This window comes from Chitinophaga sp. YR573, assembly GCF_900110995.1.
Taxonomy (GTDB): Bacteria; Bacteroidota; Bacteroidia; order Chitinophagales; family Chitinophagaceae; genus Chitinophaga.
In genome coordinates this window covers 668,932-684,781 of the sequence record NZ_FOJF01000002.1, presented here as the reverse complement: position 1 = coordinate 684,781, position 15,850 = coordinate 668,932, and the positions used below count along the sequence as shown (strand labels likewise).

General features: G+C 43.8%; 10 protein-coding genes. 4 read left to right on the top strand and 6 right to left on the bottom strand.

The annotated features are described in order from the left end of the window. Window positions 1–147 precede the first annotated feature (147 nt). Both BMW86_RS33225 and BMW86_RS22690 read left to right on the top strand, forming a co-directional pair. Window positions 148–279, top strand: a complete 132-nt coding sequence (locus tag BMW86_RS33225; protein ID WP_255372984.1) for a hypothetical protein — start codon at window positions 148–150, stop codon at window positions 277–279. A gap of 73 nt (window positions 280–352) precedes the next feature. Next, a complete protein-coding gene (locus BMW86_RS22690) occupies window positions 353–1,075 on the top strand; it encodes an ATP-grasp domain-containing protein (protein WP_089784229.1) in 723 nt (240 codons plus the stop codon). A 44-nt stretch (window positions 1,076–1,119) separates the two neighbouring features. Here the strand turns inward: BMW86_RS22690 and BMW86_RS22685 are convergent, their stop codons facing one another. The 4 genes from BMW86_RS22685 to BMW86_RS22670 are packed head-to-tail and all read right to left on the bottom strand — an operon-like array spanning window position 1,120 to window position 11,529. Continuing rightward, the gene (locus tag BMW86_RS22685; RefSeq protein WP_089784228.1) at window positions 1,120–3,906 is read right to left on the bottom strand and encodes a hypothetical protein; all 2,787 of its coding nucleotides are present in this window, start codon (window positions 3,904–3,906) and stop codon (window positions 1,120–1,122) included. Between the two features lie 27 nt (window positions 3,907–3,933). Then, window positions 3,934–6,093, bottom strand: a complete 2,160-nt coding sequence (locus BMW86_RS22680) for a HEAT repeat domain-containing protein (RefSeq protein WP_089784227.1) — start codon at window positions 6,091–6,093, stop codon at window positions 3,934–3,936. 6 nt (window positions 6,094–6,099) lie between these two features. After that, entirely contained in the window at window positions 6,100–11,100 is a 5,001-nt protein-coding gene (locus BMW86_RS22675) for a DUF4132 domain-containing protein (RefSeq protein WP_089784226.1), read from the bottom strand. A gap of 21 nt (window positions 11,101–11,121) precedes the next feature. Next, the gene (locus BMW86_RS22670) at window positions 11,122–11,529 is read right to left on the bottom strand and encodes a hypothetical protein (protein ID WP_089784225.1); all 408 of its coding nucleotides are present in this window, start codon (window positions 11,527–11,529) and stop codon (window positions 11,122–11,124) included. Window positions 11,530–11,613: 84 nt separating this feature from the next. Here BMW86_RS22670 and BMW86_RS22665 point away from each other — a divergent pair, with 84 nt between their 5' ends. Next, entirely contained in the window at window positions 11,614–11,988 is a 375-nt protein-coding gene (locus BMW86_RS22665) for a hypothetical protein (RefSeq protein WP_089784224.1), read from the top strand. A gap of 1 nt (window position 11,989) precedes the next feature. On the opposite strand, the gene BMW86_RS22660 is transcribed toward BMW86_RS22665, so the two are convergent. Further along, on the bottom strand, window positions 11,990–13,948 hold the full coding sequence (locus BMW86_RS22660; protein ID WP_089784223.1) for a PKD domain-containing protein: 1,959 nt from the start codon (window positions 13,946–13,948) through the stop codon (window positions 11,990–11,992). A gap of 134 nt (window positions 13,949–14,082) precedes the next feature. After that, entirely contained in the window at window positions 14,083–15,021 is a 939-nt protein-coding gene (locus BMW86_RS22655) for a hypothetical protein (protein ID WP_143056661.1), read from the bottom strand. Window positions 15,022–15,282: 261 nt separating this feature from the next. Here BMW86_RS22655 and BMW86_RS22650 point away from each other — a divergent pair, with 261 nt between their 5' ends. Continuing rightward, window positions 15,283–15,846, top strand: coding sequence for an RNA polymerase sigma factor (locus BMW86_RS22650; RefSeq protein ID WP_089784221.1), 564 nt, complete (start codon window positions 15,283–15,285; stop codon window positions 15,844–15,846). Window positions 15,847–15,850 lie beyond the last annotated feature (4 nt).

Below are 15,850 nucleotides of genomic sequence, written 5' to 3'. Positions count from 1 at the left end.
TCTGTTAATTCAACACGTTAACAGTAGATAACAATTCTACCTATAATCTGGCACAGTTTTGTCATTAGTATATGTGAAGACGAAGTTTAAACGTACTGCAGACGATTAACTTCTATCTATACATCACACATTTCAAACCTAACAATCATGAAAAAGCTAAAATATCTTATTCTCACAGCAGTACTCATCTCCGGTTTAAGTAGTTGCCTGGTTGTCCGGGACAGACCAGGATATTATCACCGACCTCATTATCATGGACATGGTGGATACTACAGATAAACTGAACTAATAAAAAAGCCGCAGATTGCGGCTTTTTTATTAGTTTCCGCTCCTGTAAAGCGGCTATTTATACATGGATAGATCTACCACACTCCTGATTCCTGAAAAAACAGATCCTGAATTTGAACAGATTTATACTACCTGGACCAACAGTCTCCAGGAGATAAAACGACTGGGGAAATACTGGATTAAAGACGAAGAACTGGCAAAACGGAAAATCGCCATCTATGGCAACCAGACATTTGCATTCGTATTAGCACAAATCTATGACGTTGAACTCCTGTCACCAGATGATGCATTGATTGCAAGACTGGATAACAAATGGACAAAACGGACTATTACACTAAAAACAATCGGACAGATTACGGAAAGCGATTTCCCTGTTTTTATTAAGCCCGTTATTCCTAAAATATTCCTTGCAGGTATTTTCAAAACTATAGCTGATTTTAAACAGATAACAGAAGGCCTGGAAACTACTGAAGAAATCCTTACTTCCACCATCATTGAAACCATACAGGCAGAAGCCAGGAGCTTTATACTAAATGGAATAGTAAAGGATATTGCCCTATATGAGGGGTTTGCAGATATTAACACCGGAAAAGATTTTGTAACAGATTTTCTAGATAACAATAAAAATCAGTTACCTGATGCAGTAGTTGTTGATATTGCCTATAATGAGCAGATAGGCTGGTTTATTCTTGAGTTTAACGCTTGCTGGGGAGCCGGACTAAACAACTGTAAAGCTGAAAATGTAATTGATTGTATTATAAACGCGACAATAAATAACAAAACATAATAGACTCCTACCTAGCCGAGCCTATTATGCTTTGTTACAAACAATTAGTTATTCAACTCTTCTTCCAGCTGTTTAATAGAATTTTCAATCATCGATAATTTTTCTTTTACCAGACGGGTATGCGGGTAGCTTGTAATCAGCTCCTTCAGCAACTGATATGCTTCGCTATTATTGCCTGCATGTAAGGTCTTTGCTGCCCGCTGAAACAAAGCTACTGCGGATTCCTGATCAGGATCTTTTACCGGGAAATTCTTGTAAGAGAATTCATCCCATAACTCCGCTGTCCAGGGCCAATGCTGTTGCAGCAAATCCTTATTCATGTTTTTGAGTACATCAGGATACTGCTTGCCGTTAAATGCCGGATTGAACTCCTTCAGCTTTTCACATACACCTGCATATACAAGCGTAGCGGTATTTGTCAACTCCTGTGGTATGGGTTTGCCATTCAGCAGACTAATGTAATCGTTCCATCTTTTCCAATAGGTATGCAGCATACGGTCGCGTAATGCATTGCCCGCAGGTAACTGTTCAATGCCATTTTTCAACAGCAATAAAAAGGCTTCGAATCGTGCGATGTCTTTATAAATGAATTTCGCCCAGTTGCCACTGCTGTTGCGGAACAAATGTTCCAGCACAAGGTATTGTAAAGTGCAGGAGGCATCTTCAGTAGTGACCGGCTTACTAAAAATACGGGTGATCAGATCACCTGGTTCCACTGTGAATATCAGCTGCGCCAAAGGCCATTGGGCATAAGGGCAGATCCATCCGGCATATTCCCAATCATTGAGCGTAGTGATACGTTTCTTGGAATGAATGTCCGGCACATTGTACTGCCTGTAGCGATCGAAGTTCTCCTGTGTGAAAAGGCTCACCAGTCGCTGACGGTATTCGAGGTCCAGGAAACCGGTTTTCTCCAGGTATTGACGCACTTCCCAGATACCGCTATGATCCTGTCCATTGAGGATATAATCCAGGCTCACTTTCACCAGCTCCGGTGTTACGAGTTTCCCCTGCTCCATAATGCCCAGCAACAGTTGAATCAGCCCTACCGATTTGGGCATGCGCAACAGTATTTTGTATAATTCAGAGATCTCGCTCTTTTTGATGGTACGGTTATTCCATGCAGTCGTAATCAGGTTTTTCATCCCCAGGAAAGAGGATGCACTACCGTCTGTAAGCATGGCGTTTTTGAAAGTAGGCAGGAAGGCGCCTGTCTGATCGCTTTTGTCTGCGTTTTGCAGCAGCCAGTTTGCTCCCGTAACAGATACCAGGTATGGTAACCCCGCACGGAGTTCCGCGTGCTGGTCGGCCAGTTTACCGATCATCTGTACCCAGTCGTGCAATGGTTGTTGCGGATAAAAGGCAATGTGACGGTATAATACGCGCAACAAAGCCGGCGCCAGCTGACTAAAATCTGTTTCCAGTGTTTTCAATACACCGTAAATGCGTTCCAGCTCATAGACATCTTTGGCCTGGTCCAGCATCAGTTCCAGGCTTTTCTTCAGCGCCGGGTCATTACTGTAGGCGAATGTCTGTAAACGTGCTATCACATATTGTTTCAGGTCTTCCGGATACCAGGGGCCTTCCAGTATTTCACTGAATAATTGCAGCAACGCATGCCTGTTATCACTATTTACCACAACCTGACACACCGCATAGGCCAATTGTATTTTCAGCTGATGGTCTGTTTCAGCAACAGCCAGTTGTACCAGCATGTTGTCTGTCTGTACCGATTTACGACCGGTATTCAGGATCACATTTACTTGTGCATAACGTAATGCCGTAAGAGGTTCTACACTGATAGCCTGTACCAGTACAGGTTCCAGCACCCCCTGCCATTCTCCGAACTTATTCGCCAGTAATGGTAAAGCCGCTTCCCTCACATAAGGATTAGGATCTTCCATTGCACGGGTAATCAGTTGCATCATGTTCGTATACTGTAACAACGACAAGAGATTGATCTTTAAACCTGCAGATTTCGTTTGAGTAAATAAGTTGACGAAATCGTCCTGTAATCCCGGATTGGCCGTAAGACGCTCTGCAACAAGCGAGAGCAGCATTGGCTGATCAGGCATTTGCTGCAGGGCAGCAAACAGGTGTGTAAAGAGCGCAGCATCTATCCATTGCAGGCCCGCCAGCAATTGAATAATAGCGTCCCGCACCGGCAGGGAACTTTCAGTAGCCAGTGCTTCAGCGATGGAAGTCAGCACTTCCGGCAGCAGAAAAGGCATGCCCGCCAAAGACTTTACCGCCTCCAAACGCAGGGACTCCTGTTCCAGCGGATTAAGGAAGTGCAGCATCATTTGAGCAGAATGCGGATGCATCAATTGCTGTACAAGACCCAGTAATGGACGTCTGCACACAACAGGTGCCAGTGGCAGGTAAGTGTACAATGCGGCTATTGTTTCTTCTGTTTTGTACACCACACTTTGAAGCCCCTGAATGCTGGCCAGTTGCACATCTGTGTCCATATCACAGACAAGCGTGAGCGCCAGTATTTCCTGGATCTCATGATTATGCGCCGCTATGCCTGCCAATCGTTTCACCGCGGTATAACGTAAATCACGCTCCGCTTCCAGGCAGGCTATGGACGCCAGGGTATCGATATAAGACTGATGATTCTTTATGCGGGCAATGTCAATTTCACAAAGCATTTGCAGCATAGCGCGTTTCACCTCTTTGCTTTCTTCCGCACGCGTGGCTTCAGAAAGTTTGGTAATACCTTCTTCTGATTCAAGGAAAGGGCGGAAGTCTGCCAATGCCTTCAGGCGATCACCGGTACTACGTTCTGCTGATATAAGTATGTCGAATAAAGCAATGTCTGTTGCCATATTTTTATTTAAAATGATGGTTAAAATTTAATCCGCAAATCCAGGGCCTTCTTCCACCTCTTTTGTTGGTGGAGGCGCAGATGTCCGGACAAGCGTATCGAAGTCAATATTGGCGCTGTAACATGCCTCTTTGAGTGCTTTCTTAAAAGTGTCATCTTCCAGCATGCCGGGCAGCTTCACTGCATCTTTTAATAAAGAAGGTACAGGCTCCCAGGTATTGTTCACGCTGAGGTATTTCAGGAATGGTAACAGGCCGTTTACTGTTTGCTGTTGGAGCATACGTTGTCTGAATTCTGTTTCCAGTGCAGGTCCCCAGACTATCCTCAACAGTTCATCGAATTGTATGAGTTTAATATAATTTCCACGGGTTTCCAGTAACTGCCATAACGCGGGTTTCAGTTCCGGTGCAGTAGGATTACTTTTGATGATCAGCAGATAGTGGTAGAACATCCCTTCATAGCCGAGGTCTGCCTGTAATAACTTGTTCATGGCATAACGTACCAGCTGATCATCAATACCATCATTCACCATCAGAAACTCCAGGATCTCCACATCAGATACGTTCTGGTAATACAGGCTGTTGGCGTTGGCCGGGTTCAGACAAGCATACAGGATCTTTTTCGCCATCTTCGGGTTCTCCTCATAAAACACCCACAGGTGCGGGAATATCCCATCTGTTTCGTGTGAGACATCCGCTTTATATAACCACTGTTCCCAGTTGATATTGGAACCACCTGTATGTGCGATCGCCTTTTCCTGTACATAGGTGGCGATGCCTACCATCTGATCATTGGTGTCATGATCCACCAGGCGGGTAAAGATTTGTATGGTTTCGGCAGAAAGTGCAGGGATCTTACTGATTTTACGGGCGAGATTTATACGCAGGTCGCGGTTCAGTTCCTGTTGTAATAAGACAGGCGCCGCTGCGGCTACTGCACTGGTATTTTCAGGTGTAAGCGGTATCATGTTAATACCGCGTATCGCCCATTCGCGGATAGCGGGTGATGGTGCCTGTAATGCTTTGAGATAGAAGTCGTTCCACTCCCCTCCTGCATTCATCGCAGTACTGATCGCTTTTAAGATCACTGCTTTCGCATCATCTCTTTGTTCTTTATCGTATGCAGCAACGAATTTATCCAGGAAGGATATATTTACCGGCACCTGTTTGCCAAGAATATCATAGATACCAAGGGCCACGTTTGCCTGCAAAGGCTTATCCAGTAAAGTCCATAATGCTTCTGACAGGATGATATTGTTCGCCGAATAAGGAGCCAGCAGCTGTAATAACTGCAATGCCAGTTGCGTGTTTTTCTCTGCCAGCAGGCAATTACAGAGGTATTCAATATTGGCAGGGGTCAGCGAAATGCTGTAAGTAAATATCATCATGGCGGCCTCTCGCACGGCTTCATCAGGATCTGATTGAAGGGCTTTTAGCAACGTATCCATGACCGCGGTATCACTGATGGGGTGTACTGCCAGCAATTGGATGCTGAATCTACGTACCCCGGGGTTCTTATCAGCACGGATCAATTCGCATAGTTGCTCACTTAGTACCAGGGAGCGGTCCAGGCAATAACGCAAGACCATTTCCTTGATCACATCGGGAGTGATGGGTTTTAGCAACCGGGCGATCTGTTCACTTTCCATTTTATCCTGCAATAACAGGCGATTTACCAGCACCAGTTGATTGGTAGTATCTGTTTCTTCCAATATCTCGTGATAAAAGGCGATGTCTTTTTCACTGGCTTCTACTGGTATCAGTAACCAGGAAAGGATCTGCCGGCGTGTATCCGCATTATTATGTTCGCGGTAAAAGTCCATCAGTTTTTGTCGCGCAGTGAGATTCGTGATAGAGAATCTTCCTAATAATGGTAATATGATATCTCTTGATTCATTCTGCTGTAAAGCATCAGACAATAGCTGAATAAAGGCTTCTTTATCCGGGATAGGCTGTAAGCCACCCGCTGCAAGACGTTGCAGCATATCGGCCTGTAAACGTGTATCCGTCTCTGCGGCTATCAGGCTAATCCATTTACTGATCACTTCCGGATCGTTCAGATAGTTGGCAGCAGATGAAAGAAGATTGTATTTACTGTCGGTATCGGAAAGCGGCACCATGTCCATCATGAGCAGGGCCTGTTCCCTCGTATTATTTCTTCGCGCTTTAATCTCTTCAGTTATATGCATATCTCGTTAGTTTTTCTCAGCAATCTGGCGTAAAATAGTAGGATCCTGTATTTCGTTGTCCCTTGCCAGCAGCAATACTTTAGACAGTAACTCTGCGGTGCGTGGATCATCATCCATAAAAGGAAGGAATAATCTGCCCCTGTGCTGCGAATGCACCGGCAAGATAGATAAATAACCTGATAGCACCCGATGCACTACAGCACTTCCCAGATGCACACTATATTCACCGAGTTTCCCTTTTATCAGGGCATGACTACCTTTCACCGTTACATTATCCAGTTTAAATAACCGTACTGTTTCCATTAATAAAACGCTGCGCATTTCAATAGAAGAATGACTGGCTTCGGGATCTACACCACCTGCATGCGCTACACTCACTACCAGATCTATATCCCGCATTACTTCACTGAAAATACGTGGATGTACTTTATCGAAAGGTACATTCTTAAAGGTTTTCAAATCCATGAACACCACGGTCTCCAGGGTCGGGTTTTCCATTTCCGCAGGAGAGAACCAATCAGCCATCGCATGCATACAGGCAGCGAAACCTTCTTTATGATAGACCTTCTGCAAACCCTGTTCGTAGTTCGTTTTCCAGCCACGGGAACGCAGCAGCGCCAATGTTTGTTTAGGCTGTACCTGGTGACCGGCATAACGTCTGGATACCGCTACTTCCTGGCGCTCATCATCAGTAATCAGGTACAACTCACGGAAGATCTGTTTAAAAGGCTGTTGCAGTTTTTTATCAAAGGCAGCATGCTGATAAGCAGACCAGGAACTGTTGCTATAAAGATCTGAACAATGTGCAATACGCAGTTGATCCTTATCACTGAGTGCTGACACATCCCCATCTGCATTCACCAGTGTAGCATCCCGGTAAAAGCCATGTTTCTCTTCTGATATGAATACCAGCTTTTCAAGATGTTTGGCAATGACCGGGTGCGTAAATAAATCCTTTACTTCACTCATCAAAAATAAATCTCCTCTCACCATCGCTTCTTCCAGTCCTATACGGGAACGACGGAACTGTTCACGTAATATTTTCTTAAACCCATTCAGTTCCTCTACCTTTTTGTCTTTTTTATATTTAGATGGGATATCCTTCAGGGTTTTATCTCCTTTAAAAGATACTACATCTGCTTCTCCATTTTCATCAATGACCAATCCTATCAGTACATCATCATACTGTACCTGTGTTTCTTTAGAGAGGATGGCCTGTATCTGTTTTGTTTCCATCGCCCAGGTAAGCCGTATCGGATCGGGATAACCGGCATTACGAGCCAGGTTTTCCATAGAGATCTGTATAGATAAGGCTTCAGAACTTTGCTTCTGCGCACCGAATTGTTTACTCTCTTTTTTAAACTGTTGCAGGAATTCGTAACGGGCCAGGATATCCTTTGCTTTATTGGTTTTATTCAGTGGAGCCAGTCCGTATATGCGTACATAATCCTGATCTCGTTTGGTCGCGATTTTCTCTGTAACTTCTTTCAAATTTAATACACCTAACAATACATCCGCATAAATACGTGCGCGGCGATGTCCGTTACCATCCGTAATATATTTTGCTGCGTCATATACCATGGGCCAGTGTTCGGCGCCTATTTCCTTATATGCTTTCAGGAACCATTCTTTATCTACTGCACCATTCTTGAATTCTTCCACATCCAGTGAAGAGTAACGGGCAATTTCGCTTTCGATTATTGAATTTATTGATTTGTAAGCATCCGTTTTAGTATGTGCATGCATCCACCAAATGGCACTGTCAAGACCTTTCCAGCCCAGGTAATTGCTAACAAACCATTGCCACTGAGGGGCATACATAGCGGCATCTATCAATCGCTGTTCATCGCCCTTTATTTGTTGCATGGCTACATTAAACTGCTCCTGTGTATCTGTAGGTAATGCCAGACACTGTTTGAGTAAATCACTAAAGGAAGATGTTTTACTGGCATCACCACCACCCCAGTAGTAACCTTTCTGAAGTGTTGATTTACCCAAGCCGGCAATGATTTCTGCAAAGCGGTTTACACCAAATAAGGACTGGATCTCCTCTGCTATAAAAGTTACAGATGTTGGAAGATCTCCTCTTTTCAATTCTATATCGAGTACATGATTACGTGCCTTTTCAAATAGCGGTAACAGGAAAGGGAAACGCCCCATATAATCAAACTCGCGTTCATTACGCCTGGGTGAAGATAATAAGCGCATATGTTCGGGCTCCATGATACCACGTAACAGATCAGGCTCTCCGATAATTCCATTTTCATATGCACGGCCATAGACCATCAGTGGTGTAATATTATGAGGGTTGCTTTCTTTCAGTCCGGAGAATTGTCGCCAGTGATACAAATTCCAGCAACACGCTACCAGTTCATCCGGCATTGTTTCCGGTTTTGCCGCTTTGAGAAATAAGAACATACCGGACATCTGCTGCCAGCCTTCGCGATAGTCCTGAGGCCCGTCTTCTTTGATGCCTTTTTGCAGCATCTCATCACTGATAGAAGCAAACATACGGGTAGTAGCGCCTAATGCAAATTCATCCGCATTATTGAAAGGATTGAATAAGCTCAGAATGTTCAGCAGGGCTATAATCGGATTATTGTACCTGTTTAGTTTCGCATAACGACCCGATACAAATTCTTCTACATCCGGCAGTTGTTTTGAAACTATTTTAGCAAAAGCATTCACAGGATAGATAAAGGCCTGCATCAACAGGAAAAGATCTGACGGTGTTAAAGCCCATTTTTCGCACCATGACTGCCATACTTCGTATAAAGGAACTTCGTCCCTCACCAGCATCTCTCTGCCTGTAAGTTTCATCAGTAAAGCATTCCCCAGTAATACTTTGCGGCGGGTACCATCATATCCTTCTTCCTCGTATTCTTCCTCTTTATGTGCTTCGAATAAATCACATAGTTCTGTGATGGCTTCTTTTAAAGTCTCAATCGGTACGGAAAACGCATAAGGATGTTTGGCCAGCATTTTTTCATACTGATTATTCTTATCTATCACCGGACGTACAACGGGTACACATTGTTTAGGATCAAATAATCCATACCCGTTTTCAGCAGATACATCTTTCGTTTTATGGCCTTCTCCCAACTGCGACAACAACACCTCTTCTTTAGATGAAATGCTTTTCCTTTCCCTGAAAGCCTTGATCCATGTAGCACTTTCACTGGGCAGGCGCTTCTTCTTTTTCAGCTGTATCAGGATGTCCAGTGCGGCCATACGTTGTTCTGCATCTCCCTTTAGAATCTCCTGCATCACAGGTATCAGGGCTTTATCGGTTTGACGCAATAACAGCGTAATAATATTTCCCCTGAACTCTGCCGCCTTTCTTTTCAGTAATGCAGGAAATGTAGATAGTTCTTCGGGCGTAAACTGTGTATGATATAATACCGTGTAAGCAGTATCAAATTCAGATCTGTCTTTCAATATGATCATTGCATACTGATGCTGAAAATCCGTCATATTGGATTTATCACCCGTCTTGAAATTAGCCTCATGAGAGGCGTATTCAGGTAATACTCTCAACGTCAGCATTCTCTTCATCAGACTGTCCATCTCATCCATGTAACTGATTAAGATATCCATCCTATCAGGGTATTTACCCACCAGCATGATCATCGCTCTTAATATCGTACTCCTTGAGAACGCTACTTTCAACCAGGAGAAGACTTCTCCTGAAAAGGTTTTTTCCTTTACCGTTACCCGTTTATATACTTCGTGCAGTTTATTGAAAAGATCCGGATAATGCTGGTTGTAATAATTCGCATTATCACGTATACCAATGCTGCTATGCAAGGCATTTATTGCCAGCCCCAATGGCATCAGCTCTTTATCGTTCAGCGCTGACAGGTGAAGGGGAAAACTGATTTCATTCAAACGGGTATTATCTGCAAACAGTAAGGCCAGTGTACGTTTCTGTACATTACCTTCTTCGTATAGTTGTTTCAGATAAGGCGCCGTTTTCTGTACATCATATACACCCTGCGCCCACAACCCCATGAACACGTCTGCATTATTATCCGACTGTAAAGCAGCAGGAATCAGCTCGGGATATTCGATGTATTCAATCGCTTTCTCCATGAAATTCTTTACAGCAGATTCGCGTTCACTCTCCCAGCCCATACCTACCCATACATCTATTGCACGTACTACGGATGAAAAGCGTACCAGGTCGTTATCCACTATCACGCGCAGCAGATGCTTCATTGCGCCTATACTGGTTTCATCCAGCGATTCCAGGATCACCTGCCGCAAGCCTTCCTGCCGTTGTGCAGAGAGCAGCAGTTGTTCTATCAGTTTCCAGGCGGCCGGTTTATTACTATTCAGCAGTGCTTTTATAATATTCTGAGTAACCTTTCCTTCTGCATCTTTATTGTAAATGATATCTTCCAATATCTGAAAGGCATCTGTATTTCCCATATCCACAGCAGCCGACCACAACCTGAAAATCTCAGGATTTCTCTCTGCCATTAAATAATTGTAACGAATCTGTTCTACAATTGTAAGGTCATAAAAGGTAGTGATCTGCTCGAAACTTTCAGTATGCGCCTGTGTGTATGCCTGGGGTAGTATGTGAATGAGATTGTTGATCTGCCTGGCCAGATAGTGATGAGGGTTATTGGGTGAGCGGAAAGAGCGGCGCGCATACCCTTCCTGGTACATCTGATAAGGCGCCTGTTTCCAGGCATAGCGCATATAAGCAGCTTTTTCTGCTCCAAAAAAGAATAATAAAAGATTGTAATTTTCTTCGTTATCCCAATGCTCATTGCCCAGTAGCGCGACAATACGTTTGTAGCGTTCGCTATGACGTTCTACAGGCCATACCGGCCAGCGGCGGCTATCTCTTCTCCTGGATTTTTCTTCTGCATCGTTCAGTAAGAGCAGTCCCAGTTCTCTGGCATTGGCGGAGAGGGGGATCTTATCTGATTTCAGGGCTTCCGCGTAATTTTCTAAGGGGCTTGGGATTACCTTAGCGTTTAGAACTTCTTTCTGCATAAAATAGAGGTATGGATGAATCTACCAGTAACTACCGGCAAGAAATGTTAAACGGATAAAAGTAATAATAGTATCTTCCTGTAAATGAATGATTTGTTCAGATTTCGTATACTCCTTCTCATCGGCAAAAATAACAAACAATCCGTCCTGAAATGCCAGTAAGGCGGTTTTAACGGCTTCTGATGGATCAGCTTTCGTATCATTATAAATACTGCCAAAACTAATTTTGCCGGAGGTTTCCTGATCGAGCAATGGAAGGAGAGTCGGTTCGTTAGGTCTGCTATTAAATTCCCTGACCTGCTGTATAACTACAGCGCTGATCAATTCGGCCACTGTAGGCTCTTGTCCGATATCTTCAATCTCTATTACCAGCCTGTCGATTAAGTCCCTTTTACGGCCAAGCTGTTTGGCGTTGACGGTTAATTGCATAGGATTAGCAAAGTACTGAATAGGATTTAAACAACCAAGATGGCTATAATATTATTAATTTAGTTTTAATAAAAGAGACAAACGATGCAGGACACTATTAAAAAGCTTAAGTTCAAAGACAATGGTATTGTGCTGAATGCACCAGCCGCTATTGAAGCCGCGTTTGTACAACTTGGTTTCAAAACAAGCCTTGCGAAAAAAAACACTAATACTTTAGTGTTTATCAATAACAACAAAGAATATCTCCACTTCCTCAAAAACAACCTGAAAAACATTGAACCAGACAGTGTTTTATGGTTTGCTTATCCCAAAGGAACATCAAAGATTAAAACTGATATCAACAGAGATACTATTCGTGTAACCGGAGAAGAGTTCGGTATCACTACGGTCACCGCCATTTCCATAGACGATACCTGGAGTGCCTTACGTTTCAGACCTATTGACAGAGTCGGGAAATGATTTACAATCTCCAGGTAGCATACATATAAATCCGCTGCTGTGCCGGATTGGTATAATACTGGTAACGGATGCCCACTGCTGGTCCGGTACGTACTCTACCCAACTGCAGATCTCCAAAGAAACCAGGGTTATACTCAGTAAACCAGGATTGTTTACTATCCAGCTCTCCAGTAAGTAAAGTAGCATTACCACCATTTGCGTTTTCGGCAACAGTATTCAATGTATGTTTAACGCGTGAGCTTAGATTTACGTTCGCCATCATCCCTACTCCTACCCCTATCCAGCTATTCAGATTATACCTGAATTGCAAAGGAACCGCTTCAATTGTCACTATACGTACATTTTCATATTTATCACGGTAACGCACTTTATAACCTGTATCGTTAATAACAGTATCTCCACCTTCCCGACGGCCCAGGTATTGTGTATATTCATTGAAAGCACTGGCATACAGTTCCAGTTGCAGGTACTGATGATGTGGTGCATAGGGAGAAAGACTGGCCCCTATTGTAAGCCCTTTATCGCCCGTTTTCCAGCTTCCTGATGTTCCCAGCCTGCTGGTATAACCCATAATGATCCCAGGGGAAATTCCGGGTATAAAACGGGCTGTAGAACGATTCGTCACCACCGGTTCATTGTGATCGAAAACAATCGCAGCCCGACTGGTAAACGGCTGTTTGGCCGGCTTACGGCTAAAGTGAATGGTGTATTTGATAAATCCTTTGGTAGAATCTTCATCATGTACGCCATCCTGCTGCATGCCTGGCAGGTAGATATTGCGTAAAACGAAATGCACGCTGTCTTTTGTCCTGACGGTATCCACACAGCTCTGATGCTCGTATGCTTTGGCGCAGGGGATACATTTAGGCTGAATCTCTACCAGGTCTACAGAGCCACCATCTAAAACATCCGGGATACGGATGCCTACATCCACCTTAGAAGCAGGACCGGTACCGGTGTTCTGGAACTGTATTTTGTAAGTGAGTGTTCTCTTTTTACCGGTGAAGCGGTAGTTCATGTGCCGGTTGCGCATAATCATGCGGTTAGGATCATGGGAGGCTACTATAGGCAGTTCCAGTACGTATTGTTCCGGTTCTGCGGAAGGATCATCGGGAATGAATAAAGCGGTGAGGTTTACGACAGCATTGGTATCTTTCACCATCTCCGGCGTGGTTTGCAGGGAAACGAACATGAACTGTTCTGCCCCAGGCTGGATCTTTTCCATACGCCACACATGGTTCTTACGGAACTGTTGCATCTGGTCCATCACCATGGTTTTTACCTGCTGATTACGGAGGGGATTAGTGATGACATCTTCATCCGCCGGGCCGTTTTTCGCCAGTAAAAGCGGCATATTCAAAGGTTGTTCCTGCATATATGCCCACATAGAATCTGCCGGGATCTCCCTTTCCTGGTGATGGGCACGTACTTCCTGCCAGGCAAAGTTATCCTGCTTAAAATCCTTGTCATTGTACAGCAGCATCAGCGATCCGCCGGTGACTGCCTGTTGCCGATATCCTATCAGTAATACCATCTCCTCTCCTGCCCTGGGCATCCTGTTTACTTTCATTTCAATAGCGCCGCCTCCTTTAAAAAACCCGGAAGGCGTAGCAGCATCTGCAAAGGATTTATTCTTGATCCTTACAGGGCGGGGCCTTGTTGGCGGTGGTTTTCCATCGTCATAATTATTAGTCGCGTATAATCTTATTTCATAATTCCCCGTATCGCTGTAAACATGCAGTGGTGTTTTTTCAAAACTGAAAGTACCATCTCCGAATTCCCAGAAATAAGAGTAAAAAGGAGAAGGCGCACCAGCGATAGGACGCAAGGCACGTAAATCAGATGAAAAAGCAATTTTGTTATCTGTCTCCTGAGTATTGACCTGAGCAGGTATGCTGTCTGTGGACTGCGCATAACTTTTCACACATATTATACATAACAGAAGGAACCAGTGTTTCATAGTGCTACATTTACGATAGGGATCTATAACACAAGGTAATATAAATCCTTAAATATAATAATTATCTATATAATTAAAATTAGGATGCTCCGGCTGAGGAGCATCCTATTGGGGTCAAAGCAAGAATCACTGAACTATTGTACCGTATTGAGAAAAGCTGATACCGTTGCTTCTGAAGAGCGGGCAATTGGCGCATCGATGTGCATATCTGCAGCGATCGTGATGTGCTGTGTACCGAACTCTATGTAGCCGTTTTCATCTTTACCGATCAGTACCAGTTCTCCTTCTTTACCGATTGGAAGGGAGTTTAAGTAGGACTGGAACTGTGTTAAAGTATAGTTGAAAGGCAGGGTGATGACAGTCGTGATATCTTTGAACACGATCATCACCTGTAAACCGGAGATTGAATCTGAATCCTGGAAGTCAGGGGACACTGTGATAGTGGTTTTAGGAGCAGGATCGCTGTAGAAGCGGTCGCAATTCACCCATGTGAAAGCAGGCAGTGTGAAGATATAGGAACTGGCACCCATACCGAATGGAGCATAAGGAGCTGGTACCCAGGTACTTTGGAAATCCGGAGGGATAGTACCACCATCAGCCTGTTTCCTTGGAGCCTGTACGAACAGGTTCATATCACCTGCTTTCATTACCTGTGGCACTTCTACTTTGATGGCAGAATCACCAGGGATTAATACCGCGCCATTCAGTTTAGCAGTTACTTTTATTTCTCCACCTGAAATCAGCAGCTGACCATTGGATTCGGTCATAGGGCCAGATAACAGGATATCTTTTTTGCTCAGTATTTCTGTTAATTTGATTTCAACATCTCCGATGTTTACTGCAGCACCGGTAATAGAATCTTTGAAGGCATGGAGGGGGAAAGTGATTTTAGTACCTTTTTCACCGGTGATAGTGAAACCCAGTGCAGCGCTACCTTTGAAGGTTTGTTCGTTTACTTTGTATTTTGCGAAGAAATCGGCGGCTTTGATTGAATTATCAGGAGTAGGTGCCTGTGTCTCTTTACTACAGGCGGCAATCAGTACTACAGAAGCTAAAACTAGGAACTTTTTCATAATTGTTATTTTTTGAAGTGAGTTAATTTTAATGTTTACAGGCATGCATGAGTGTTACCAACAGTATCGCTATTAACAACAGGCAAGCGTCTTTTACTACAGGATTTACATTCATAGTTATCTGGTTTAAAATAGTTGCTTACTCTTTTCAGGCTTTTCAGCTACCGCCTTTCTACAGGTATATCAACCGGTAATTCCTTTTGTTACCCCCCTCCCTTAAAAAAATTTATTATATATTAGCAGACCCACAGAAAACAGACAATGAGTACCGTCACGCATATTGATCAACGTTATATAGAAGGCCTGTTGCAGAATGATAGCCGGATTATCCGGCAGATTTATGAGCAGTTTGCTGATAAGATTAAAGGATACATTATTAACAATAGTGGTACCGGACAGGATGCAGCGGATATTTTCCAGGAAGCCCTGACCGCCATCTACCAGCAGGCCAAACACAAGCAATTGCAGCTGACCTGCCCTTTTGAGCCCTTCTTATTATTAGTATGTAAGCGGAAATGGCTGAATGAGTTAAAAAAAAGATCGAATGACCCGGTAACAAATCACAGTGCGGATGTATATGATAATATGGGAGAAGATGTTTTTGCCATGTCGGAGCAAATTGCAGAGCAGGAAGGCCAGACCAGGTTATTTATGCATGCTTTTCGCCAACTGGGAGAAAAATGCAGGGAGATCATTCAGCGTAGTTTACAGGATGAACACCAGGAGAAAATAGCTGAGTCTCTGGGTGTTACCTACGGTTATCTGCGTAAGAAGAAATCCGAATGTATGGCTACCCTGCTAAAAATTATCCGTTCACAACAATAGATGA

Excerpts from the sequence above, each read along its gene's own strand:
- BMW86_RS22670 (WP_089784225.1), bottom strand. The coding sequence starts at position 11,529 with ATGCAATTAACCGTCAACGCCAAACAGCTTGGCCGTAAAAGGGACTTA.
- BMW86_RS22660 (WP_089784223.1), bottom strand. The coding sequence starts at position 13,948 with ATGAAACACTGGTTCCTTCTGTTATGTATAATATGTGTGAAAAGTTAT.
- BMW86_RS22650 (WP_089784221.1), top strand. The coding sequence starts at position 15,283 with ATGAGTACCGTCACGCATATTGATCAACGTTATATAGAAGGCCTGTTG.
- BMW86_RS22675 (WP_089784226.1), bottom strand. The coding sequence starts at position 11,100 with ATGCAGAAAGAAGTTCTAAACGCTAAGGTAATCCCAAGCCCCTTAGAA.
- BMW86_RS22680 (WP_089784227.1), bottom strand. The coding sequence starts at position 6,093 with ATGCATATAACTGAAGAGATTAAAGCGCGAAGAAATAATACGAGGGAA.
- BMW86_RS22655 (WP_143056661.1), bottom strand. The coding sequence starts at position 15,021 with ATGAAAAAGTTCCTAGTTTTAGCTTCTGTAGTACTGATTGCCGCCTGT.
- BMW86_RS33225 (WP_255372984.1), top strand. The coding sequence starts at position 148 with ATGAAAAAGCTAAAATATCTTATTCTCACAGCAGTACTCATCTCCGGT.
- BMW86_RS22690 (WP_089784229.1), top strand. The coding sequence starts at position 353 with ATGGATAGATCTACCACACTCCTGATTCCTGAAAAAACAGATCCTGAA.
- BMW86_RS22665 (WP_089784224.1), top strand. The coding sequence starts at position 11,614 with ATGCAGGACACTATTAAAAAGCTTAAGTTCAAAGACAATGGTATTGTG.
- BMW86_RS22685 (WP_089784228.1), bottom strand. The coding sequence starts at position 3,906 with ATGGCAACAGACATTGCTTTATTCGACATACTTATATCAGCAGAACGT.